Below are 19,926 nucleotides of genomic sequence, written 5' to 3' on the forward strand. Positions count from 1 at the left end.
CGGGGCCGCCCCGGACGCGCCACCGCGGCGCCGAGGTTCAGCCCTGCGGCGGCCGGGACACGCCGTCGGCGTCCCGCCCGGGCTGATCCTGGAGCTGCACCCGGGCCTCGGTGCGGTGCCCGCGCGCGATGTAGTCCCGTACGACGGCCTCCACCGCGTCCTGGGGCGATCCGACCCCGGCGAGCGCCATGGCCTCCACCACGAGCTCGGCGTCGAGGCTGATGTCGACCTTTGCCACGGGGACCCCTTCCCTCGTCGTGCGAGGGACTCCAGCGCTGTGACCGCCGGCACGGTTCACCGGGTCACGGACTCCGGGGTTCCCGCCACGCCCGTCACCGGTGGCAGCGGCCCGGGCTCCGGCGGACGCGACCGCGACCGCGGGAAGCAGGACCGACCTGCACGGCGAGAGGCCCCCGCCCCTCCGGCGGTTTCCAGGGGGCGGGGGCCTCGTCGCCGGGACGCCTAGGCGTTGGGGCGCAGGGTCCAGACGACCGTCATCTCGCCCGTCACGGCCTCGTCCTCGCGCTGGATGGTGATGGTGACCGGGAACTCGGGGCGGCCGCCCGCGTCGAGTTCGGCCACGACCTCGGCCGCCGGACGGCCCAGGGTGGCGGTGGCGGTCACGACGCCCTTGGCGAGCTTCTTGTAGCCGATCTCGGCGCTCACCGCGAGGGGCACGGCTCGCGAGAGCTGGTCGCCGAAGGCGGCCAGGACGATCGCTCCGCTCGCGGACTCGGCGAGGGTGAACATGGCGCCGGCGTGCGGGCCGCCGACGTGGTTGTGGTAGTCGGGCTGGTCCGGGAGGCGGACGACCGCGCGCTCCGGGGTGGTCTCCAGGAACTGGAGGTTCAGCGTCCGGGCCATCGGCACCGTCGCGGCGAGCAGTTCGCCCACGTTCATCTGATCTGCGCTCATGGAACTCGATGTTACCCGCGAGTAGAAGCGCTTGACCAGAGCCGTTCCGGGGGCGGCCGTGGCTCCGCCCGTCCGCTCCCACTATCGTTACCGGCCATGTGGCCAGGACAGCAGCAGCAGCCCGGGGGCGAGCAGAACCCCCAGGACGCGCAACAGAATCCGTACCAGCAGCAGCCGGGACAGCCGGGGCAACCGAACCCGTACCAGCAGCAGCCGGGTTACGGGTACCCGCAGCCGGGCTACCAGACGCCCCCCACCCAGCCGTGGGGCCAGCCCCAACAGCCCCAGCAGCTCCCGCAGCCGGGCGGCGGCGGGAGCCCGTACCAGACCAGGACCGTGGCCATCGTCGCGGCGGCCGCGGTCGTCGTGGCGGCCGCCGCGACCGGCGCCTTCGTCCTGACCCGGGACGACAAGAAGACGAACGAGGCCAACGACAAGCCGCCGGCCGCCTCCTCGGCTCCGGCGTCCTCCGCGCCCGCCCCCGCCGGAAGCAGCGCGAACCCGCGGGCCGGCGGCGACGCCAAGCCCGTGATCCCCGGCTGGAAGGTCGTCCTCAACCCCAAGCACGGCACCGCCTTCGACGTCCCGCCGGAATGGAACGTGCTGGGCTCCGGCATGGCCATCGGCTTCGAGGACGAGGTCAAGAACGACGGCTCCGCGGCCGTGATGATGTCGGGGCCCGCCTACCTCAAGGAGGACTGGTGCAAGGTCGACGCCGACAAGAACGGCAGTGAGGAGTCGACCGCGCTGGGCGGCACCGGCACCAAGGGCGGTCAGGGCGCCAAGGACACCGCCGAGGCCGTGCGCAACGAGGCCGGCAACTGGGCGTGGGCCGGATACGCGCAGAAGGCGCCGAAGGGCACCACCAAGGTCTCCGAGCCGAAGGAGTACACCACCTCCTCGGGCCTCAAGGGCCACATGGCGACCGCGAGCGTGACGGGTGTGCCGAAGGAGAACAAGTGCTCCTCCGACGGCAAGTCCATCGCCTTCAGCTTCAAGAACGCCAACGGTGACTTCGCCAGCTGGATCCTCTACAGCGCCGCGGGCGTCCCGGACGAGGTCAGCAAGGAGACGATGGAGAAGATCCTCAGCACGGTCCGCCTGTCCGCCGGCTGATCTCCTCCTCCCTCCGCCCCGGGCCGCCGATCCGTTTGGATTCCCGGCCCGGGGCGGGGATAGTCCGGGGGTGAGCTCTCCACCCGACGTTTCCTCCCGTACGCCCGCACGCCGCCGTCGGCCCGCCTGGGCAGGCCGCAACTACACCCTGCTGACGGGCGCGGCGGTCGTCACCAACCTCGGCAGCCACGGAGCGCTCATCGCAGCCGCGTTCGCGGTACTGGAAGCCGGCGGATCCGGCGCCGACGTCGGTCTGGTCGCGGCCGCCCGTACGCTGCCGCTCGTCCTCTTCCTGCTCATCGGCGGCGCGCTCGCCGACCGGCTGCCGCGCCACCACGTGATGGTCGCGGCCAACGCCCTCAACTGCCTCTCGCAGACCGCCTTCGCCGTGCTCGTCCTCGCCGGTGAGCCCCAGCTGTGGCAGATGATGCTGCTGACCGCGCTGTGCGGCACCGGTACGGCCTTCTTCAACCCGGCGGCCGAGGGCATGCTGCTGTCCACCGTCTCCGGTGAGCACTCCAATCGCGCCTTCGCGCTCTTCCGCATGGCGATGAACGGCGCGGGCATCGGCGGCGCGGCCCTCGGCGGCGCGATGATCGCCGCGATCGGCCCGGGCTGGGTGCTGGCCGTGGACGCGGCGGCGTTCGCGGTCGCGGGAGCCCTACGGGCGTTCCTCGACGTCGGCCACACCACCGAACGGGCTCCCGGCGGCGGCCTCCTGGCCGACCTGCGCGAAGGCTGGGTGGAGGTCAGGACCCGGCCCTGGCTGTGGAGCATCGTGCTCCAGTTCTCCGTCGTGGTCGCCGTCGTCGGAGCCGCGGAGGCGGTCTACGGTCCGCTGGTCGCCCGTGACCGGCTGGGCGGCCCGGCGCCCTGGGGCCTGGCCCTGGCCTGCTTCGGCGCGGGCACCATCGCGGGCGCCGTCCTGATGGTGGTCTGGAAGCCGCGCCGGCTGCTGCTGGTCGGCACCCTGTGCGTGTTCCCGCTGGCGCTGCCGTCCGCAGGCCTGGCCGTACCCCTGCCGGTGTGGGCCCTGTGCACGGTGATGTTCGTGAGCGGCACGGCCATCGAGGTGTTCGGTGTGAACTGGATGACCACGATGCACCAGGAGATCCCCGAGGAGAAGTTCTCCCGGGTCTCCGCCTACGACTGGTTCGGCTCGGTGTCGATGCTCCCCCTGGCCACCGCCCTCGCCGGCCCGGCCGAATCGGTCTTCGGTCGCACCGGGGCCCTGTGGGGCTGCGCGGCCCTGGTCGTCCTGGCCACGGCCCTGGTGCTGCTGATCCCGGACGTCCGCCGCCTGACCCGCAGGCCCCCGGCCGGACCGGTCGCCTCCGCCGCCACCCCGCTGCCCTCCGGCCCCGTGGAGCAGCACGGAAGCCGACCCCTCACCCCAGGCTGAAGGCGCCCTCCGGCGGAGCCGGGGACGGCGCGGCGTCCGCGTCGGCCACCGGCACGGCCCCCCGCATGAACCGTGCCAGCGAATCCCCGAACTCCACCCTCGCGGGAAACGCGTCGGCGGCGCACCGCCGGGCCAGCGCGGCCACCTCCAGCGGAGCGTCGGACGCGAGCAGCACCGCGTTCCCGAACCGCCGCCCCCGCAGCACCGCCGGCTCGGCGATCAGCGCGAGCTCCCCGAACACCGCCGCGAAGTTCGCCAGCTGCGACCGCAGGAAGCCGAACGGCGCCCCGTCGGCGAGGTTCGCCGCGTACAGCCCGCCGGGCCTCAGCACCCGCGCCGCCTCGCGCGCGTACTCCACGGACGTCAGCTGCGCGGGCACCCGGGAACCGCCGAAGACGTCGGCCACCACCACGTCCGCACTCGCCGCGGGCGCGGCCTCCAGCCAGGCCCGGGCGTCGGCGGCGTGCACCGTGACCCCGGCCCCCGCGGGCAGCGGCAGGTGGTCGGCGACCAGTTCCACCAGCGCCGCGTCGAACTCGACGACCGCCTGGCGGGATCCCGCCCGGGTCGCCGCGGCGTAGCGCGGCAGGGTGAGGGCGCCGCCGCCCAGGTGCAGGAGGTCCAGCGCGAGCCCCGGCTGCGCCGCGCAGTCCAGGACGTGCGCGAGGCGGCGTACGTACTCGAACTCCAGGTGCCGCGGATCGTCCAGGTCCACGTACGACTGCGGCGCACCGTCGACGGTCAGCAGCCACGCCCGCTGCCGGTCCACGTCCGGCATCAGCTTGGCGGTGCCCTGGCCCACGTCCCGGATCACCGGGATCTGTTCGTCGCTCACCCGTCCATTGTCGGTCCGGTCCGGGCTCAGCCCGACCAGACGGCCGCCGCCTCGGCGGCGTGCTCCTCGGCCTGCGACAGACCCGCCCGCGCGGCCGGATCCCGCCGCGCCGGATCGAGCACGTTGCGCCCGAAGGCCTTGCGGGCCGCCGCCGACGGGGTGATCAGCAGCACCCGGGCGCCCGCCTCGCGCAGCCGCGCGGCCTGCGCGGCGGGCGAGGGGACGAGACCGGAGCCGAGCGCGATCGGGGCGATGACCACCACGCGCCCGTAGCCGGCGGCGAGGTCGGCGTTGGTGGCGGAACGGACGCCCCCGTCGATGAAGCGGCGCCCGCCGACGGTCACCGGCGGCCACACCCCGGGCACGGCGCAGCTCGCCGAGACCGCGTCGACCAGCCCGGCCCCGCTCTCCCGGTCGAAGTCGGCGGGCTCACCGCTCAGCGCGTCCACCGCGGTGACGACGAGCCGTCGGCCGGCGGGCCACTCGTGCGAGACCAGCCGCGCCGCGAGCACCTCGCGCCGCTCGGCCTCCGCCCCGGTGTCGGCGGCCAGTGCCATGGCACCGACCCGCTGCCGGTAGGCCGTCGCGTCGCGACGCGAGCGCGCCATCGCGACGGCGTGCCGCGCGATCAGCCCGGCCCCCAGCTTCGCCGCGATCTCGCCGGAGGCGTCGCCGAGCTGGCGCTCGTACAGCTCCCGAACGGTGAGCCGCCCGGAGGTGAGCTGGGCGCCGACCACCGAACCGGCCGAGGTGCCGACGACGAGGTCGGCGGCGGTGAGGTCCACTCCCGCCCGGGCGAGCCCGTACAGGATCCCGCACTCCCAGCCGATGCCCGTCAGTCCCCCGCCGCCGAGCACCAGTGCCGTGTCGCCGCCCATCTCCGCCCGCCCTCCGCGCATGCCTGTGGTGACGGCAGTCTGACGCACCCTGCCCGCCGTCACCACAGAGGGGCCGGGCCCGGCCCGCCCGGCGCAGCGCCCGGGCCCGGCCCGCCCGGCTCAGCCCGCCCGGGTCACCCCAGTACGGCCGTCACCGTGCCCGCGCCGACGGTCCTGCCGCCTTCACGGATCGCGAAGCCGAGCCCCGACTCCAGCGGGACGTCCCGCCCGAGCTCGACGGTCATGGTGACCGTCTCGCCCGGCCGCGCCACGCCGGCCTCCCCCAGGTCCACGTCCCCCACCACGTCGGCGGTGCGGATGTAGAACTGCGGCCGGTATCCGGTGGCGACCGGAGTCCTGCGCCCGCCCTCGCTCGTGGAGAGCACGTACACCCGCGCCGTGAAGCGCCGCTTGGGCGCCACCCTGCCGGGAGCGGCAACCACGTCGCCGCGGCGCACCTGGTGCCGCTGGACCCCGCGCAGCAGCAGCGCGACGTTGTCCCCCGCCTCGGCGGACTCCATCGGCTTGCCGAAGGTCTCCAGCCCGGTGACCACGACCGGCTCGGACGCGCCGTCCCCGCCGAGCATGCTCACGCGGTCGCCGAGCCGGATGCCGCCCCGCTCGACGGCGCCGGTCACGACGGTCCCGCGTCCGGTGATGGTCAGCACGTTCTCCACCGGCAGCAGGAACGGCGCGTCGGTGTAGCGCACCGGGGTGGGCACGTACGTGTCCACCGCGTCGAGCAGCGCCTCGATCGCCCCCGTCCACCGCGGGTCGCCCTCCAGTGCCCGGAGCCCGGAGACCCGTACGACGGGCGCGCCGTCACCTCCGTAGCCGTGCGAGGTGAGCAGCTCGCGGACCTCCAGCTCGACCAGGTCGGTCAGCTCGGGGTCCCCCGCGTCCGCCTTGTTGAGGGCCACCACGACGTGGTCGACGCCGACCTGCCGGGCGAGGAGCACGTGCTCGGCGGTCTGGGGCATGACCCCGTCGAGCGCGGAGACGACGAGGATCGCCCCGTCGAGCTGCGCGGCGCCGGTGACCATGTTCTTCACGTAGTCGGCGTGGCCCGGCATGTCCACGTGGGCGTAGTGGCGGGTGTCGGTCTCGTACTCGACGTGCGTGAGGTTGATGGTGATGCCGCGCCGGGCCTCCTCGGGGGCCCGGTCGATGCGGTCGAAGGGCACGAAGGAGGCGCCGCCGCGCTCGGCGAGGACCTTGGTGATGGCGGCGGTGAGGGTGGTCTTGCCGTGGTCGACGTGACCCATGGTGCCGATGTTGAGGTGCGGCTTGGTCCGCACGAAAGCCGTCTTGGCCATGATTTTTTCCCGTGGCTCGAAGCTGGAACGGGACCCCTGAGCCGGGCCGACCCTCCCCCTGCGGGGTCCGCCGGACGATCCGGGAAGGGTCAGCTTCGTGCGCCGTCGAATGCGGCGAAGGGGAATGCCTCCGCGGGAGCGGAGACGGCCCGCGCGGCAGCCTTCGGCGCGTCCGCGACTGCGGACGGTGCGACGGGGAAGGCGTACCGGGACATGCCCCCGATCCTGCCGGACCGCCCCGGGCCCGTCGAATGGATTTCCGCGCGCTCAGAGGTTCTTGAGCGCCTCGCGCACGGACAGCGGGGACAGGGAGCCGCGTTCGGCCTCGACGAAGGCGCGCACGGCGTCGGGGTCCGTCTTCGCGTACTCCCGCAGGCACCAGCCGATGGCCTTGCGGACGAAGAAGTCCGGGTGGTCCGCCCGGCGGCGGCAGTAGCCGAAGAGCCGGCCCGTGTCGGTGGCGGACGTGAAGCGGAGCTGGTGGAGCAGGGCGGTGCGGGCGAGCCAGAGGTCCTCGTCGCCGATCCACTCGTCCATCACCTCCGACAGCGCGGGGTCGGCGGCCACCAGCGGACCCACCGTGTGCACGGCCAGCAGGTCGACCGTGTCCCACCACGCAACGGTGGTGATCAGGTGCCGGGCCACCGGCAGCAGGCCGGAGGAGCACCGGGAGACGTGCCGCCGCAGGTAGTCGACCGCGAAGTAGTGGTACTCGCGCTCCGGAAGCCGCCAGCAGCGCAGCGCGAGCGCCGCACAGTCCGCTTCCGACGGCCGCGGCGTGTCCTTGGTCACGGCCCGGGACAGCTCGCGGCGCAGCGGCGTGGGGATGCCGAGGAAGGGGGCGACGTCCTTCATGTACGCGGTCATGGCCCGGGCCCGCGCGGGATCGGCCGCCGCCGCGTACACCTCGGTCAGCCGCTCCAGGAGGGTGTCGGCGAGGGTGCTGCGCGGCACCTTCGGAGGGCGCCGGTCGTTCGACGGCATGAGGCCCAGATTACGGCGCGGCGCCGCACTGGTCGGCTAGTCTCCCGGGATGTCCCTCCTCCTCGCGCCGTGGACCCGGCTGTCGCTGCTCGTCGTGCTGCTCGTGGCGGCCGGCGTGTGCGTGCTGCTGTACGAGCCCCAGCGCGTCCTGTCGGAGGGCTGGCCCCCCGGGTTCCCGGTGGGCGCGGCGGTCCTGCTGTTCGCCGCCGGGTACGGGGTGTGTGCGGCGGCCTTCGTCCCGCGCCCCCTGCTCAACCTGGCCGCGGGGGCGGTCTTCGGCACCCAGTTCGGCCTCCTCGCGGCGGTCGGCGGCACGGTGCTCGGGGCCGCGATCGCCTTCGGCCTGGGGCGGATCATGGGCCAGGAGGCCCTGCGTCCGTACCTGCGCGGCCGCTGGCTCCGGGCGGCCGACGGGCAGCTCAGCCGGCACGGCTTCCGTTCGATGCTCGCCGTGCGGCTCTTTCCCGGGATGCCCTTCGTGGTGGCCAACTACTGCGCGGCGGTGTCCCGCTGCGGCTGGGCGCCCTTCCTCGGCGCCACGGCGCTCGGGGTCGTCCCGAACACCACGGCGTACGTGATCGCGGGGGCCAGTGCCGCGTCCCCCGGCTCGCCCGCGTTCCTCGTCTCCTCCGGCTTCATCGTGGTCTCGGTGGCGGCCGCCGGGGTGCTCGCCTGGCGCAAGCGGCACCGCCTGGCACCGGCCCGGAAATCCGTGGCCGCGTACGGACCGGGGCCTCAACACCCCCCTGTGGTCACCGGCGCTTCGCACGGGCCCTAGCATCGGACCCGAACTGCCCGACGATCACAAGGACGAGCGCACCCCGACATGAGCTGGTTCGAATCCCTAATCCTCGGTCTCGTCCAGGGGCTTACGGAGTTCCTCCCGATCTCCTCCAGCGCCCACCTGCGGCTGACCGCGGCGTTCGCCGGCTGGCACGACCCGGGAGCGGCCTTCACCGCCATCACGCAGATCGGCACCGAGGCCGCCGTACTGATCTACTTCCGCAAGGACATCGCGCGGATCGTCTCCACCTGGTTCCGCTCGCTGTACACGTCTGCGCTGCGCTCCGAGCAGGACGCCAAGATGGGCTGGCTGGTGATCGTCGGCTCGATCCCGATCGGTGTCCTCGGCCTCACCTTCAAGGACCAGATCGAGGGCCCCTTCCGCGACCTGCGGCTGACGGCCACCACCCTCATCGTCATGGGCATCGTGCTGGGCGTCGCCGACCGACTGGCCGCCCGCGACGAGGAAGGCGGACGCCACCGCGCGGTCCGCGAGCGCAAGACGCTGAAGGAACTGGGCGTCAAGGACGGCCTGATCTTCGGTGTCTGCCAGGCGATGGCCCTGATCCCGGGCGTGTCCCGGTCCGGCGCGACGATCTCCGGCGGTCTGCTGCTGGGCTTCACGCGTGAGGCGGCGGCCCGCTATTCCTTCCTCCTCGCCATTCCGGCCGTGCTGGCCTCGGGCGTGTTCGAGATCAAGGACGTGATCGAGAGCCCGGGCCACATCTCCTGGGGGCCGACCGTCTTCGCGACGGTCATCGCCTTCTTCGTCGGCTACGTGGTCATCGCGTGGTTCATGAAGTTCATCTCCACCAAGAGCTTCATGCCCTTCGTGATCTACCGGATCGTGCTGGGCGTCGCCCTGTTCATCCTGGTCGGGACGGACGTGCTGAGTCCGCACGCGGGTGAGTCCGGCTCCTAGCAGGACCCCGCTTCACCGCTTCGCGTGAACCGCAGGCCGTTCGGGAACGTTCCCGGGCGGCCTGTGCGTCGTTGTCCCCGGAGAGACCTGAAGGCAGAAGCAGGGGGTGTCCCATGGGTCGCGTGGTTCTGGAGCGTTTTCCGGCCGGAAGTCCGAGGGGTAGCTGGCCCGCCGAGGAGTACGCCGCGCAGCGGATGCGCGAGGGCGTGCCGGCCGAGGTGGTGATGGATCTGGACAGCGACGCGTTCCTCGTCGTGGTCCGGCAGCGGGAGGCGTAATCCGGTCACCGAGGGCCCGCGCGGAGGTCCGGCGGGCGCACGCCCCCTTGGCCTCCGGACCCGCCAGCCCCACACTGACCCGATGACGCAGCGTGTGGACCTCGCCACGGTCATGGACCGGCTGGCGATCGACGAGGTGGTGACGGGGTACGCGGTGGCCGTCGACGACGGCGACTGGGCGGCGTACCGCGCCCTGTTCACCCCCTCCGGGCGGGCCGACTACAGCTCGGCGGGCGGGATCGAGGGCCCGGCCGGGGAGGTCGCCGACTGGCTCGCGCAGACCATGAAGCTGTTCCCCGTCCGTCAGCACCTGATCGTGAACCGGCTGGTCCGGCTGGAGGACGTGGGCGGTTCACCCGGAGACAGCGCCGAGGTGCGGGCCGACTTCCTCAATCCGATGCGCCTTGAAGGAACGGACGGCGCCGCAGCGGACGGCACCGTGACGGCGCCCAACTTCGTCGCCGCCGGGCGCTACTCCTTCGCGCTGGCCCGCACCCACGACGGCTGGCGCCTCACCCGCGTCACCGTGCACGAGAAGTGGCGGCACGTCTCCGCCTGACTGCCACACTGGAAGCGGAGGCGCGCCATGGTCCCGATCCGTGCCCGTTGGTCCCCGCGGTGGCGTGCACCGGCCGCCGTCGCCGCCGGGGCGCTGCCCGCGCTCGCCTTCCCCGCACCCGCGCTCTGGTGGTTCGCCTACGCCGCCCTCGTGCCCTGGATGCTGTTGCTCCGGTCGGCTCCCACCGGGCGGCGGGCCGCGCTGGAGGGCTGGCTCGGCGGTGCGGGCTTCATCGTCGCCGTCCACCACTGGCTGCTGCCCAGCCTGCACGTGTTCCTGGTGCCGGTGGCCGCTCTGCTGGGCCTGCTCTGGATCCCCTGGGCCCTGCTGGTGCGCGCGCTGCTCGGCGGCGTCCCGTCGGCGGGCCGTGCGTGCGCCGCGCTGGTCCTCGTACCGGCCGGGTGGCTGCTGTCGGAGCTGGTGCGGTCCTGGCAGGGACTGGGCGGGCCGTGGGGGCTGCTGGGAGCGAGCCAGTGGCAGGTGCCGCCCGCGCTGCGACTGGCCTCGGCGGGCGGGGTGTGGCTGGTGAGCCTGCTGGTGGTGGCGGTGAACTGTGCGCTGGTGCTGCTCGTCGCGGTGCCCGGGGCTCGGATCCCGGCGGTGGCCGGGGTGACGGGCTGTGCGGTACTGACGGGAGTGGTGTGGCTGTGGGTACCGCGCCCCGAGGTGTCGGGCGGGCTGCGCGTGGCCGTCGTGCAGCCGGGTCTGGTGGCCGACGGTCCGGACAGCGCGGAGCGGCGGTTCGCCGCCGGGGAGCGGCTCACCCGGGACCTGTCCGGGCAGCCGGTCGACCTGGTGGTGTGGGGCGAGAGCAGCGTCGGCGGGGACCTGGCGGCCCGGCCGGACCTGGCCGGGCGGCTGGCTTCGCTGTCCGCGCAGGTCGGGGCTCCGCTGCTGGTCAACGTGGACGCGCGGGGGGCCGACAGCCCCGGGATCCGCAAGAGCGCGGTACTCATGGGCCCCGAGGGACCCACCGGCGACCGGTACGACAAGATGCGGCTGGTCCCCTTCGGTGAGTACGTACCGGCCCGGGCCCTGCTCGGCTGGGCCACGTCGGTCGGCAAGGCGGCCGGCGAGGACCGGGTGGCGGGTGACACGCCGGTGGTGATGAACCTGCCCGGCCGGCCGGACGGCCGGCCCGGCGTCCGCGTCGGCCCGCTGGTCTGCTTCGAGTCGGCTTTCCCGGACATGAGCCGCCACCTGGCGCGCGACGGGGCCGCGCTGCTCGTCGCCCAGTCGGCGACCTCCAGCTTCCAGGGCAGTTGGGCCCCGGCCCAGCACGCCTCACTGGCCGCGCTGCGGGCGGCCGAGACCGGCCGCCCCGTGGTGCACGCCACCCTCACCGGCGTCAGCGCGGTGCACGGCCCCTCCGGGGAGCGGATCGGCCCCGCCCTGCCCACTTCCGCGAGCACGGCGCAGGTGTACGAGGTCCCGCTGGCCCGGGGCGTGACCCCCTACGTCCGCTTCGGGGACTGGCCGGTGGCCGCGGCCCTGGCCTCGCTGGCGGCCTATTGCGCGGTGGAAGGCGCCCGTACGCTCAGGAGGCCTGCGCCAGAGCCGAGCCCACCACGCGCTCGCACAGCTCGTGGGTGAGCAGCGCGTCCCGCGCGCTGAGCGTCCTACCCGCCTCGACGGCCACCAGGAAGGCGTCCACGACCTGCTCGATGCCGCGCTGGCGGGCGACCGGCACCCAGTCCCCGCGGCGCCGCACGGTCGGCTGGCCCTTGTGGTCGATGACCTCCGCGAGGTTGACGACCTGCCGCTTGGTGTCCTGTCCGGACACCTCCAGGATCTCCTCGGTGGAACCGGACATCCGGTTCATGATGCCGAGCGCGGTGAAGCCGTGACCGGACAGCTGGAGCACCACCTGGTACATCAGGCCCTCGCGCACCACGGCCCGTACGTCGACGTGGTCGGCCTCGCCGGGCAGCAGGAAACGCAGGGTGTCGACGACGTGGATGAAGTCGTCCAGCACGAGCGTGCGCGGGTCCTCGGGCAGCCCGACGCGGTTCTTCTGCATGACGATCAGTTCGCGCGGGTGGTCGGCGCACTGCGCGTAGCCGGGCGCGTAGCGGCGGTTGAAGCCGACGGCGAGCGAGACGCCGCGCTCCTCGGCCAGTTCCACGAGCCGTGCCGAGTCCGCGAGTTCGTACGCGAGCGGCTTGTCCACGTACGTCGGCACGCCGGCCTCCAGCAGCCGTCCGACGATCTCGGGGTGCGCGGCGGTCGAGGCGTGCACGAAGGCCGCGTCGAGCCCTTCGGCGAGCAGCGCGTCGAGATCGGTGTGCAGGCGCCCGGCCGGAACGTGGTGGACCGCTCCGACCCGTTCCAGCGTGGCGGGGGTACGGGTCTGCAGGTGCAGCTCGACGCCCGGGCGGGTGGTCAGGACGGGCAGGTACGCCTTCTGCGCGATGTCGCCGAGTCCGATGCAGCCGACCTTCACCGGGAGCCTCCAGTTTCGTTCCTTGTGGGACTCAGGCAGCTTAGGTCCTGCGGGCGATCCGGGCTTAATCCCTGGTGGCGGGGGCCGTGTTCACCGAGGATGTCCCCATGACCACCAGTTCTGGATCACATCGCATCGAGCCCTCCCCCACCGCCGACGAGCGCGGGATGCTGGACGGCTGGCTCGACTACCACCGCGCCACCCTCGCCTGGAAGTGCGAGGGGCTCCAGGACGAGCAGCTGCGCCACAGCGCGCTCCCGCCCTCGGAACTGAGCCTGCTGGGCCTCGTACGGCACATGGCCGAGGTGGAGCGGTACTGGTTCCGGGAGATCATGCTCGGCGAGGACCTTCCCGAGCTGTACTGCACGAACGAGGACCCGGACGGAGACTTCCACTTCACCGACAAGGACACCTGGGCCGAGGTGGAGCAGGTGTGGCAGACCGAGGTCGAGCTGGCGCGCCAGGCCGCCGCCGGCCGGTCGCTGGACCAACTGTCGGACGCCGAGAGCCACCACCGGGGCGAGGTGTTCAGCCTGCGCTGGGTGTACACCCACATGATCGAGGAGTACGCGCGCCACAACGGCCACGCGGACCTGTTGCGCGAGCAGATAGACGGAGCCACCGGCGACTGAAGGCGCCCCGCGATCCCGGGCGGGCGCACGGCGCCGGCCACGGCACGCGTCGCGTCGCCGGAGCGCCCGGTCGCGCGCGGTACGGGGGCGCCCCTCCGCCGTGCGACGCACCGCGTCCGGCTCCGTGCGCCGACCCGCCGGGGATGACGGGACCGCCCTTGGCGGGTGTTCCGTCACCCGTGCGGGGTGAATTTGGGCCGCGGGTTTTCGCAACGTGGTCCTGGCAGAGCAGAGTTGCGCGGGTGCATCGAACCCGAACCACGACGAAGCTGCTGCTCGGAGTCGCCTGTGCCGTCTCGGCGGTCTCCGGCTGTGTGCATGTGAGCCCCGCCCCCGGGCAGCCGGGGGCGGCGGCTCCCTCGGCGGGGCTGCCGCCACGCCACCAACCGCGCGGTGGTCCGGGAGCCGCGCCGGTGATCGTCCGGGCACCTGCCCTGGAGGCACTGGAGGCGGCCCCGGAGGAGCCGGCGCGGCCCGCGGGCCCCGCCCCCGCCGCACGGTCCGCCGAGCGCACCGCCCAGGGCGCCCCCGGTGGGCCCCTGGAGGCCGCGCCGCCGGTGCCGGACATCCCGGAGCCGCACAGGCCCGCCGAACCCGCCGCCGGCCGTCAGGGCGGCCGCCCGCACGGCGCGCGGCCCGGCGCCGCGGTGGAACGTGAGCTGGTGCGGGAGTTGCCGGTACGGCCCGCCGACGTGTGCGCGCTGGGCCGCCGGCACGGGCGCTGGCACCCGGACAGCCCCGAGGCCCGCATCTGCGCGGGCCTCCACGGGGACTGATCCGCTCAAGGGGGAACGGGCCTTCCCCGATCAGGGGGACTGTTCCGGGAACGGCCTGGGGTCCCCGCCCGGTTCCGCCGCGAGCCGCCGCTCCAGCCGGGCGATGGCGTCCCGTACGCCGTTCCCGTAGCCGTCGTCGGGCAGCGCGCCCGTGGCGGCGCGGGCCCGCGTCAGGTGGACCCGGGCCGCCTCCGGCCGCTGGAGCTTCACGTAGTCGGCGGCCAGACTGAGGTGCAGGGACGGGTAGAACACGCGCATCGCCTGATGCGGCTCCCGGTGGGCGGGCGGCACCGCCCGGAGCTCCTCGGCCGCGCCGAGGGCCCTCAGGTCCCAGGCCAGTTCGTCGGCGGGGTCGTCCTGGGCGTCGGCCATGTAGTGGGCGAGCGTGCACCGGTGGAGGGAGTGGCCCTCCTCGCCGATCTCGGACCAGATCGCGCCGAGCCGGTTGCGGGCCTCCTCGCGGTCCCCGGCGTGCAGCAGGATGACCGCCTGGCCGATCCTGGTCATGACGGCGTCCTCCGACGCCTCCTGCTGCTGCTCCGTCACCGCGGCCTCCGGCTTGTTCTGCGCCAGACCTGCTCCGGTCTGATCGTCAAGAAGCTAGCCGGAGGCACCGGCATTGGGGCCGAGGCGCGGTGGGCCGTCAGCCCAGGTCCGGGATCCGCCAGTCGATCGGCTCATGGCCCTGGGCGGCGATGGCCTCGTTGATCTGCGTGAAGGGCCGGGAGCCGAAGAACTTCTTGGCCGACAGGGGGGAGGGGTGCGCGCCCTTGACGATCACGTGCCGCTCCTCGTCGATCAGCGGGATCTTCTTCTGCGCGTAGGCCCCCCACAGCACGAAGACGGCCGGGTCGGGGCGCTCGGACACGGAGCGGATCACCGCGTCGGTGAACTTCTCCCACCCCTGGCCCTTGTGCGAGTTGGGCTCGGCCTCACGGACGGTGAGCACCGCGTTGAGCAGCAGGACGCCCTGGCGCGCCCACGGCATCAGGTACCCGTTGTCCGGGACGGGCAGGCCCAGCTCCTCCTTCATCTCCTTGTAGATGTTGCGGAGCGAGGGCGGGGTCTTGACCCCGGGCTGGACGGAGAAGCACAGGCCGTGGCCCTGCCCGGCGCCGTGGTACGGGTCCTGGCCGAGGACCAGCACCTTGACCTGCTCGAAGGGAGTGGCCTCCAGGGCCGCGAAGACCTGCTCGCGGGGCGGGTAGACCGGCCCGTTCGCCCGCTCCTTCTCGACGAACTCCGCGAGTTCCCTGAAGTAGGGCTGGTCCAGCTCCCCGCCGAGGACGGGGAGCCAGGACTCGGGCAGCATCTGGGTCACGGCGACAACCTCCGGTACAAGTTCGGTTCAACTGCTCAGAACCTACCGGGGACCACTGACAACGCCTCAGCCGCCCGAGTCGGGGGCGGCTACCAGCTGGTCTTGCGGTAGAACTCCCACATCTGCATGACGGTCTGCGGGTCCAGCGCCCGCTCGGCGCCCGCGATGTCGTCGCGCGAGACGACGTACAGCTTGCCCTGCCACAGGGGCAGCAGCCTGACGTCCTCGGCGAAGATCTGCTGCGCCCGCTCGAACTCGTGGACGCCGGCCGAGCGGTCGCCCTCGCGGCGGGTCTTCGGCAGCAGGTCGGTCAGGATCTCGGTGGGCTCGTACGGGGTGCCGACCGCGTTCTCCTTGCCGATGAACGGCGCGATGAAGTTGTCCGGGTCCGGGAAGTCGGGGAACCAGCCGCGGCCGAAGATCGGGTACTCCTGGCCCTTGTAGCCCTCCTGGAAGGCCTTCCAGGGCTGGCTGCGCAGGGTGACCTTGAAGAGCAGGCTCTCGTCCAGCTGGCGCTTGAGCTCGGTGAACTCGTCGGCGGTGGAGGAGCCGTACCGGTCCGTGGTGTACCAGAGGGTCAGCTCGACCGGCTGGGTGATGCCGGCGTCCTTGAGGATCTTCTTGGCCTTGGCGACGTCCGCGTGGCCGTACTTGTCGTAGAACGGCGTCTTGTGGCCGACGACCCCCTTGGGAACCATCGAGTACAGGGGCTCGGCGGTGCCCTGGTAGACCTTGGAGACGAGCACCCCGCGGTCGACGATCTGGGCGATGGCCTGGCGGACCGGGAGCTTGGCGACCACCGGGTCCTTCGGGTTGAAGACGAGGTAGCGGATCTCGGCGCCGACGTTCTCGACGACCTGGACGCCCGCCGCGTGCGACTCGGGGGTCTGCAGGTCCCGGATCTCCGCGGCCGACAGGCCTCGGTAGGTGGCGTCGATCTCCTTGGCCTTGAGGGAGGCGAGCATCGTCGTGGAGTCCGCGAAGTAGCGGATGGTCACGCCGTTGTTGCGGCGGTTGGCGAAGCCCGCGTAGCTCGCGTTGTTGCCGAGGACGGCCTCGGAGCCCTCCTTGTACGAGTCGAGCACGTACGGGCCGGAACCGGTGACCTTGCCGTCCTCGCGGACCTTGTCGGCCGGGTACTCCTTGGGCGCGACCAGCGAGGCGGCCGGCGAGCCGAGGACGAGGGGGAAGGTGGCGTCCGGGGTGTTCAGGTGGAAGACGACGGTCAGGGCGTCCGGGGTCTCGATCTTGTCGAGGCTGCCGAAGAGGTCCTTGGGGCCGACCTTGGAGCCGATGGTCCGGATCCGGTCCAGGGAGTGCTTGACCGCCTTGGCGTCGAGCGGCTCCCCGTTGGAGAATTTCAGGCCCTTGCGCAGGGTGCACCGGTACGACTCGTTCGCGGCATCCGTGAACTCGCAGCTCTGGGCGGCGTCCGGCTGGGGCTTGGTGGCGCCCGTGGGGAAGGCCAGCAGAGTCTGGTAGACGTTCCGGTACAGCTCCCAGGAGCCGTCCCACGCCGCTGCGGGATCGAGGGTGCTCGGTGCGCTCGTCGTACCGACGACGATCCGCTTCGCTTCGTCGGCGCCCTCATCCGAGAGCAGGCCGCAACCGGCGAGCAGGGATATGGACGCAAGGGCCGCAGTGATCTGCAGGCATCTGGTCCGGTTGAACACGTGCACGCTCCTCGATCAGCCAGGGGTGCGGCAGACCCTACCGCAGTGCCCCACAAATCCAATGGGTTGGTTTCGTGGGGCACTTGACCGGTTCCGTGCCTATTCGGTACACATTTGCCTCCCCTTCAGGGGCAAATTCGTCCGATTATCGGTCAGTGCACACCGGCATTGAGGAACATTCCCCCGTCGACGACGAGAGTTTGCCCCGTGATCCATTCCGCTTGTGCAGATGTAAGAAACGCGGCGGCCCCTCCGATGTCCTCCGGGGCCCCGAGCCGGCCGAGCGGATAGGCGGCCGAGGCCTCCTGCTCCCGGCCCTCGTAGAGCGCCTGCGCGAACTTCGTCTTGACCACCGCGGGGGCGATCGCGTTGACCCGGACCCCGGGCGCCATCTCGTGGGCGAGCTGGAGCGTGAGGTTGATCATGGCCGCCTTGCTCATCCCGTAGGCGCCGATGAAGGGCGAGGCGGAGACGCCCGCGATGGAGGCGATGTTCACGATCGCCCCGCCGTTGTCCTTCTGCCAGGCGTGCCAGGTCTGCTGGGCGAAGCCGAGCGCCGAGATCACATTGGTCTCGAAGACCTTGCGCGCGACCCCGAGGTCCAGGTCCGCGATCGGACCGAAGACCGGATTGGTGCCCGCGTTGTTCACCAGGAAGTCCACGCGGCCGAAGGCCTCCATGGTGCGCTCGACGGCGACGGCCTGGTGGGCCTCGTCGTGCGCCTTTCCGGCCACCCCGATCACCCGGTCGGCCCCGAGCCGCTCGACGGCCTCCTTGAGGGCGTCCTCGTTGCGCCCGGTGATGCAGAGCCGGTCGCCGCGCGCGAGCAGCGCCTCGGCGACGCCGTAGCCGATGCCCCGGCTCGCCCCAGTGATCAGTGCGACCTTGCCGCTGTCGATGCCGTGTTCCTTGCTGTCCGTCATGGCCGTACGCCCTGCCTCTCGTGGACTCGTCAGTTGAGCGGGCCGCCGGCCACGTACATGACCTGGCCGGAAACGAAGCCGGCGGCCTCGCCCGTGAAGAAGGCGATGGCGTTGGCGATGTCGTCCGGGCGCCCGACGCGCTGGACGGGGATCTGGGTGGCGGCGGCCGCCTGGAAGTCCTCGAAGCCCATGCCGACGCGGGCGGCCGTCTGGGCGGTCATCTCGGTGACGATGAAGCCGGGGGCGACGGCGTTGGCGGTGACGCCGAACTTGCCGAGCTCGATGGCCAGGGTCTTGGTGAAGCCCTGCAGACCCGCCTTGGCGGCGGAGTAGTTGACCTGGCCGCGGTTGCCGAGCGCCGAGCTGCTGGACAGGTTCACGATGCGGCCGAACTTGGCCTCCACCATGTACTTCTGACAGGCCTTCGACATCAGGAACGCACCGCGCAGGTGGACGTTCATGACCGTGTCCCAGTCGGTCTCACTCATCTTGAAGAGCAGGTTGTCGCGCAGCACTCCCGCGTTGTTGACCAGGATGGTGGGGGCGCCGAGCTCGTCGGCGACGCGTGCGACGGCCGCTTCCACCTGCGCGCCGTCGGAAACGTCGCAGCCGACCGCCACGGCCTTGCCGCCGGCCGCCGTGATCGCCTCCACGGTGTCCTTGCAGGCCGCCTCGTCGAGGTCGAGTACGGCGACGGCCCGGCCCTCGGCGGCCAGCCGTAGGGCGGTGGCCGCGCCGATGCCCCGGGCCGCCCCGGTCACGATCGCTACGCGCTGCTCGGTGGTGGACATGCTGGATCTCCTCGCCCTTGAGAGGCGGTCGCCCAGAGGTGAGCAACCGCTTAGTAGCTTCAGCTGAGGAGACGCTAGGAGCCATGACACTCCGTGTCAACGGTGGCGGATCCGGGCCCGTCGGCGCCACGGACGCCGACGGGGAACCCGGTCAGCGGACCAGCAGGTCCAGCAGCCGCTCCACCTCGGCGGCGGGATCGGCCGTCAGGCCGGTGTGCACCGGCCCCGGCTGCACCACCGTGCTGCGCGGCGCGATCAGCCACCGGAACCGCCGCCCCGCGTCGTCACCCGCCGCCTGACCGGCGGACTCGCCGCCCGTACACACGCCCTGCACCCCGTGCAGCGCGGCCCGCACCCCGGCCACGTCGGCCCCGGGATCCAGCGCCAGCAGCTTCGCCTCGTCCAGATGGGTGCGCGCCGCCACGTACGACCGCGCCCGGCAGTAGACGATCACGCCGGCGTTGAAGCACTCGCCGCGCTCCATCCGGGGCACCACGCGCACCAGCGCGTACTCGAACACGTCCCGCTTGGTCACTCGCCGTCGCTCTTCTTCTTGGTCTTGTGGGGCCATTCCGTCAGGTGCTCGGTGAGCCAGCCCGGCGGCTTCTGCGGAGCCTTCACCTCCGCCTCCATCGAGATCCTCTCGTGGATCGTGGCCGCGCGCGGCAGCAGTGCCTCCACATAGGCGCGGCGCAGCGCGTCGGTGGAGTCGAAGCCGGGCTCGTCGACCAGCCATTCGTCCGGGACGTCCGCGGCGACCTCGGTGAGCAGTTCCTCGGTGACCAGCGGCGCGAGGGCGGCGGCGGCCGCCGCGATGTCCGGCCCGACGGGGGCCAGTACGTGGTCGGAGGCGTTGTACGGCTTCGCGGCGGCGTCCTCGGCGGTGGGCCAGTTGTGGTGCCAGATCATGGTGGCGCCGTGGTCGATGAGCCACAGGTCCCCGTGCCAGACGAGCATGTTGGGGTTGCGCCAGGACCGGTCGACGTTGTTGATCAGGGCGTCGAACCAGACCACGCGTCCCGCCTCGGCCGGGTCCACCTGGTAGGCGAGCGGATCGAAGCCGATCGACCCGGGCAGGTAGTCCATACCGAGGTTGAGCCCGCCGCTGGCCTTGAGCAGTTCCTGGACCTCCTGGTCGGGCTCGCCGAGCCCGATCACGGGGTCGAGCTGCATCTGCACCAGCCGCGGGACCCGCAGGCCCAGCCGCTGGGCGAGGCGCCCGCAGATGACTTCGGCGACCAGGGTCTTGCGGCCCTGGCCGGCTCCGGTGAATTTCATGACGTAGGTACCGAGGTCGTCGGCCTCGACGATCCCCGGGAGCGAGCCGCCCTCACGCAGCGGCGTGACGTAACGGGTCGCGATCACTTCGGACAGCATCC

The 19,926-nt window shown here is 72.6% G+C and carries 23 protein-coding genes; 9 read left to right on the plus strand and 14 right to left on the minus strand.

Annotated elements, in window-relative coordinates:
* Nucleotides 1-37 precede the first annotated feature (37 nt).
* Nucleotides 38-238, minus strand: a complete 201-nt coding sequence (locus ACFCZ1_RS25015) for a type II toxin-antitoxin system VapB family antitoxin (RefSeq protein WP_376680490.1) — start codon at nucleotides 236-238, stop codon at nucleotides 38-40.
* Nucleotides 239-462: 224 nt separating this feature from the next.
* Entirely contained in the window at nucleotides 463-915 is a 453-nt protein-coding gene (locus ACFCZ1_RS25020) for a DUF4442 domain-containing protein (protein WP_376680491.1), read from the minus strand.
* Nucleotides 916-1,011: 96 nt separating this feature from the next.
* Here ACFCZ1_RS25020 and ACFCZ1_RS25025 point away from each other — a divergent pair, with 96 nt between their 5' ends.
* A complete protein-coding gene (locus tag ACFCZ1_RS25025) occupies nucleotides 1,012-2,031 on the plus strand; it encodes a hypothetical protein (protein ID WP_376680492.1) in 1,020 nt (339 codons plus the stop codon).
* A gap of 70 nt (nucleotides 2,032-2,101) precedes the next feature.
* Nucleotides 2,102-3,433 carry an MFS transporter gene (locus ACFCZ1_RS25030; RefSeq protein ID WP_376680493.1) on the plus strand — a complete coding sequence of 444 codons (1,332 nt, stop codon included), beginning with the start codon at nucleotides 2,102-2,104 and terminating at the stop codon, nucleotides 3,431-3,433.
* Here the strand turns inward: ACFCZ1_RS25030 and ACFCZ1_RS25035 are convergent.
* From ACFCZ1_RS25035 to ACFCZ1_RS25050, 4 genes are all read right to left on the minus strand, one after another.
* Nucleotides 3,420-4,211 carry a spermidine synthase gene (locus ACFCZ1_RS25035; RefSeq protein ID WP_376680535.1) on the minus strand — a complete coding sequence of 264 codons (792 nt, stop codon included), beginning with the start codon at nucleotides 4,209-4,211 and terminating at the stop codon, nucleotides 3,420-3,422. The genes ACFCZ1_RS25030 and ACFCZ1_RS25035 overlap by 14 nt on opposite strands.
* An 83-nt stretch (nucleotides 4,212-4,294) precedes the next feature.
* A complete protein-coding gene (locus ACFCZ1_RS25040; RefSeq protein ID WP_376680536.1) occupies nucleotides 4,295-5,146 on the minus strand; it encodes a patatin-like phospholipase family protein in 852 nt (283 codons plus the stop codon).
* Nucleotides 5,147-5,280: 134 nt separating this feature from the next.
* Nucleotides 5,281-6,462, minus strand: coding sequence for an elongation factor Tu (gene tuf / locus ACFCZ1_RS25045; protein ID WP_376680494.1), 1,182 nt, complete (start codon nucleotides 6,460-6,462; stop codon nucleotides 5,281-5,283).
* Between the two features lie 267 nt (nucleotides 6,463-6,729).
* Nucleotides 6,730-7,446, minus strand: a complete 717-nt coding sequence (locus tag ACFCZ1_RS25050) for a DNA alkylation repair protein (RefSeq protein ID WP_376680495.1) — start codon at nucleotides 7,444-7,446, stop codon at nucleotides 6,730-6,732.
* A gap of 49 nt (nucleotides 7,447-7,495) precedes the next feature.
* On the opposite strand from ACFCZ1_RS25050, the gene ACFCZ1_RS25055 reads away from it, so the two are divergent.
* The 5 genes from ACFCZ1_RS25055 (at nucleotide 7,496) to lnt (ending at nucleotide 11,581) form a co-directional block, all read left to right on the plus strand.
* Entirely contained in the window at nucleotides 7,496-8,224 is a 729-nt protein-coding gene (locus tag ACFCZ1_RS25055; RefSeq protein WP_376680496.1) for a TVP38/TMEM64 family protein, read from the plus strand.
* Between the two features lie 48 nt (nucleotides 8,225-8,272).
* A complete protein-coding gene (locus ACFCZ1_RS25060) occupies nucleotides 8,273-9,151 on the plus strand; it encodes an undecaprenyl-diphosphate phosphatase (protein WP_376680497.1) in 879 nt (292 codons plus the stop codon).
* Between the two features lie 113 nt (nucleotides 9,152-9,264).
* Entirely contained in the window at nucleotides 9,265-9,429 is a 165-nt protein-coding gene (locus ACFCZ1_RS25065; RefSeq protein ID WP_328924545.1) for a hypothetical protein, read from the plus strand.
* Nucleotides 9,430-9,511: 82 nt separating this feature from the next.
* Nucleotides 9,512-9,988, plus strand: coding sequence for a nuclear transport factor 2 family protein (locus ACFCZ1_RS25070; protein WP_376680498.1), 477 nt, complete (start codon nucleotides 9,512-9,514; stop codon nucleotides 9,986-9,988).
* A 27-nt stretch (nucleotides 9,989-10,015) separates the two neighbouring features.
* Complete coding sequence (lnt, locus tag ACFCZ1_RS25075) at nucleotides 10,016-11,581, plus strand: apolipoprotein N-acyltransferase (protein WP_376680499.1); 1,566 nt, start codon at nucleotides 10,016-10,018, stop codon at nucleotides 11,579-11,581.
* Here the strand turns inward: lnt and ACFCZ1_RS25080 are convergent.
* Entirely contained in the window at nucleotides 11,526-12,431 is a 906-nt protein-coding gene (locus tag ACFCZ1_RS25080; protein WP_376680500.1) for a Gfo/Idh/MocA family protein, read from the minus strand. The genes lnt and ACFCZ1_RS25080 overlap by 56 nt on opposite strands.
* Nucleotides 12,432-12,538: 107 nt before the next feature.
* On the opposite strand from ACFCZ1_RS25080, the gene ACFCZ1_RS25085 reads away from it, so the two are divergent.
* Nucleotides 12,539-13,063, plus strand: a complete 525-nt coding sequence (locus ACFCZ1_RS25085; protein WP_376680501.1) for a DinB family protein — start codon at nucleotides 12,539-12,541, stop codon at nucleotides 13,061-13,063.
* A 242-nt stretch (nucleotides 13,064-13,305) separates the two neighbouring features.
* On the plus strand, nucleotides 13,306-13,839 hold the full coding sequence (locus ACFCZ1_RS25090) for a hypothetical protein (RefSeq protein WP_376680502.1): 534 nt from the start codon (nucleotides 13,306-13,308) through the stop codon (nucleotides 13,837-13,839).
* Nucleotides 13,840-13,869: 30 nt separating this feature from the next.
* Here the strand turns inward: ACFCZ1_RS25090 and ACFCZ1_RS25095 are convergent, their stop codons facing one another.
* The 7 genes from ACFCZ1_RS25095 to ACFCZ1_RS25125 all read right to left on the minus strand — a co-directional run bounded on the left by ACFCZ1_RS25095 (nucleotide 13,870) and on the right by ACFCZ1_RS25125 (nucleotide 19,924).
* On the minus strand, nucleotides 13,870-14,346 hold the full coding sequence (locus ACFCZ1_RS25095; protein ID WP_376680537.1) for a hypothetical protein: 477 nt from the start codon (nucleotides 14,344-14,346) through the stop codon (nucleotides 13,870-13,872).
* A 136-nt stretch (nucleotides 14,347-14,482) separates the two neighbouring features.
* Entirely contained in the window at nucleotides 14,483-15,151 is a 669-nt protein-coding gene (locus ACFCZ1_RS25100) for a uracil-DNA glycosylase (RefSeq protein ID WP_376680538.1), read from the minus strand.
* A gap of 98 nt (nucleotides 15,152-15,249) precedes the next feature.
* Nucleotides 15,250-16,833, minus strand: coding sequence for an ABC transporter substrate-binding protein (locus ACFCZ1_RS25105; protein WP_376680503.1), 1,584 nt, complete (start codon nucleotides 16,831-16,833; stop codon nucleotides 15,250-15,252).
* A 152-nt stretch (nucleotides 16,834-16,985) separates the two neighbouring features.
* Nucleotides 16,986-17,756 (minus strand): SDR family oxidoreductase, encoded by a 771-nt coding sequence (locus ACFCZ1_RS25110; protein ID WP_376680504.1) that lies wholly within the window; start codon nucleotides 17,754-17,756, stop codon nucleotides 16,986-16,988.
* A 29-nt stretch (nucleotides 17,757-17,785) separates the two neighbouring features.
* Nucleotides 17,786-18,547, minus strand: a complete 762-nt coding sequence (fabG, locus tag ACFCZ1_RS25115; RefSeq protein ID WP_376680505.1) for a 3-oxoacyl-ACP reductase FabG — start codon at nucleotides 18,545-18,547, stop codon at nucleotides 17,786-17,788.
* Between the two features lie 151 nt (nucleotides 18,548-18,698).
* Nucleotides 18,699-19,082 (minus strand): DUF3037 domain-containing protein, encoded by a 384-nt coding sequence (locus ACFCZ1_RS25120; RefSeq protein WP_376680506.1) that lies wholly within the window; start codon nucleotides 19,080-19,082, stop codon nucleotides 18,699-18,701.
* The gene (locus ACFCZ1_RS25125; protein ID WP_376680507.1) at nucleotides 19,079-19,924 is read right to left on the minus strand and encodes a HipA family kinase; all 846 of its coding nucleotides are present in this window, start codon (nucleotides 19,922-19,924) and stop codon (nucleotides 19,079-19,081) included. Before ACFCZ1_RS25125 ends, ACFCZ1_RS25120 begins: the two co-directional genes overlap by 4 nt.
* Nucleotides 19,925-19,926: the final 2 nt, after the last annotated feature.

Source organism: Streptomyces sp. NPDC056224 (assembly GCF_042267665.1).
Classification (GTDB): Bacteria; Actinomycetota; Actinomycetes; order Streptomycetales; family Streptomycetaceae; genus Streptomyces.